This is a genomic window from Brevundimonas sp. (assembly GCF_036405315.1).
Classification (GTDB): domain Bacteria; phylum Pseudomonadota; class Alphaproteobacteria; order Caulobacterales; family Caulobacteraceae; genus Brevundimonas.
Genome location: NZ_DASWXW010000065.1, coordinates 1 through 2,270 on the forward strand (window position 1 = coordinate 1; position 2,270 = coordinate 2,270).

Annotated in this window: 4 protein-coding genes; 2 read left to right on the forward strand and 2 right to left on the reverse strand. The window is 66.4% G+C overall.

Going from position 1 to position 2,270, the window contains the following annotated elements:
* Positions 1–1,021 (forward strand): carboxynorspermidine decarboxylase (locus VGE49_RS04445; RefSeq protein WP_331033372.1); only part of this gene is annotated, 1,021 nt, incomplete at its 5' end.
* Positions 1,022–1,071: 50 nt separating this feature from the next.
* Here VGE49_RS04445 and VGE49_RS04450 read toward each other — a convergent pair.
* Both VGE49_RS04450 and VGE49_RS04455 read right to left on the reverse strand, forming a co-directional pair.
* Positions 1,072–1,425 carry a hypothetical protein gene (locus VGE49_RS04450; RefSeq protein ID WP_331033373.1) on the reverse strand — a complete coding sequence of 118 codons (354 nt, stop codon included), beginning with the start codon at positions 1,423–1,425 and terminating at the stop codon, positions 1,072–1,074.
* Positions 1,426–1,446: 21 nt separating this feature from the next.
* Entirely contained in the window at positions 1,447–1,950 is a 504-nt protein-coding gene (locus VGE49_RS04455) for a DUF3617 domain-containing protein (RefSeq protein ID WP_331033374.1), read from the reverse strand.
* Between the two features lie 204 nt (positions 1,951–2,154).
* On the opposite strand from VGE49_RS04455, the gene rpmB reads away from it, so the two are divergent.
* Positions 2,155–2,270: 50S ribosomal protein L28 (gene rpmB / locus VGE49_RS04460; RefSeq protein ID WP_331033375.1), on the forward strand; the 116-nt coding region annotated here is incomplete at its 3' end.

Genomic DNA, 2,270 nt, shown 5'->3' on the forward strand with positions numbered 1-2,270 from the left:
GGCGCTCAAGGCCTTTTCCATGTGGTCGCTGGCGGACGTCGTCGGGGAATACCTCGACGGCGTCTGCGCCTCCGGTCTGTGGGAGGCGCGGCTGGCGCGCGAGTTCTACAAGGGCGAGCTGACCACCTATTCGCCCGCCTATCGAGCCGAGGATCTGCCCGAGATTCTGCGCCTGTCCGACCACGTCATCTTCAACTCGCCGGATCAGGTGACGCGCTTCGCCGACCTGATCGCCAAGGCGCGGGCTGAGGGCGAGACCTTCGAGATCGGCCTGCGGCTGAACCCCGAACATTCCGAGGGCGAGGTCGCCAAATACGACCCGGCCCAGCCCTGCTCGCGCCTGGGCTTCCCGGTGTCGCAGCTGAAGCCGGAGCACATGCAGGGCGTCGACGGCCTGCATATCCATGCCCTGTGCGAACAGGACTTCGAGCCCCTGGCCCGCATCTGGGCGGCGGTGGAGGCCAAGCTCGCCCCCCTGCTGGGCGGGGTCAAATGGCTGAACCTCGGCGGCGGCCACCACGTGACCCGCGCCGACTATCAGACCGACCGTCTGGTCGCCTTCCTGAACACGCTGGCCGAACGCCACGGCGTGCAAGTCTATCTGGAGCCTGGCGAGGCCGTGGCCCTGGACGCCGGCATCCTGATCGGGGAAATCCTCGACGTCTTCGACAACGGCATGCCCATCGCCATCACCGACCTGTCGGCCACCTGCCACATGCCGGACGTGATCGAGGCCCCCTACCGCCCCGCCATGCTGCATGAGCCCGAGAACGGCGTCACCGTGCGCCTGGGCGGCCCGTCCTGCCTGGCCGGCGACATCATCGGCGACTACGTCTTCGCCGAGCGCCCGACGCCCGGAACGCGCCTCGCCTTCCTGGATCAGGCCCACTATTCGATGGTGAAGACCAACACCTTCAACGGCGTCCCCCTGCCGTCCATCGCCCTGTGGAACAGCGCCACGGACGAGTTGAAGATGGTGCGCGAGTTCGACTGGACGGAGTTCCGCGACCGCCTGTCGTGAGCTGCGGCGCCGAAAGGCGCCGCTTGCCGCACTTGCTCCGCTATAGGCTGTTAGGGAACGCTGGCCCCCGGCGCGCTCCGCCTTAGCAGATCAGGGTATTCGCTGGGACTGCCACGACGGACAACGATGCGACTGAAACCAGCGCGTTCCACGGCAGAGCGCGCTGACCCGACACACTGTTGATCCTGTTCATCGCTCCACACGATGTCTACCCGCAGGGCCTTGTCGGGCAGCGACGCCATCCATTGCTCGACCGACGCAGGATCTCTCGCCCACATATCCTGGACCAAGAAGCTGCACTCAGCGTCGTTCAAATCGACAGTCACAGGATACCCTAGGGTCAATGGCTCCTGGCGCCCCTCAGCAAGTCCGGCCAGCGCCGCAAAGAGGATGGCGATCAGCATCTGCGCCACCCCCTACCCGCCTCAGAAATACTCGGCCCCCGCCGGGCACTGGGCGGCCAGGCGACGGGCGGTGATGCTGGCGGGGATATAGGGCGTGCCGCGCATCAGCTGGGCGCCGCCGTTGAAGTGGAAGCTCTCGGTCTGATAGGTGCCGTTCAGGCGCACGTTGACGCGGCGGCCCTTCTTGTCCTGACAGGTGCCCTCGAACCGCGCGCGGCCGTCGCCGACCTGACGCGTCGGATAGGTGCATTTCCAGCGGTTGGTCGACAGGCCGCCGAAGAAGCGGTTGATCTCGCTGGGGCGGACGCATTTCTGCTCGGTGTCACGGCTGCCCAGGGCGCTGGTGGTGTATTCCCAATAGCCCGGCAGGACCGGCTGCGTCGGCGCCGCTGTCTGGGCCTGCGGGGCGGCGGCCGGCGCGCCCAGCATGACGGCGCCCGCGACGACGGGCGCGGCCAGGGCCAGAGCGCGGGCGAACGAAACAGGCAGCGTCTTCATGGTGAGCGGCTTCCGATAGGTCTTCATACGATCTTCTCTATAGCAGGGTCGTTGAACGCGGGCTGAACGAAGGCGATCCCCGCCCCAATCCCCAGCCTGACTCGACTCCAGCCTTGACGGCCTCCGAGTCATTCCTCTATACGGCCCCCTCTCTCGCAGGGGTCCGCCCGCTGCGTGCACCTGTTTCATGCGTCCGCACACGTTCGCGGATGTGACCTTGAGGATCTTAAGATGTCGCGTCGTTGCGAACTCACGGGTATCGGCCCGATGGTCGGCCACAATGTGAGCCACTCGAACATCAAGACCAAGCGCCGCTTCCTGCCGTCGCTGAAGACGGTCAAGGTGGC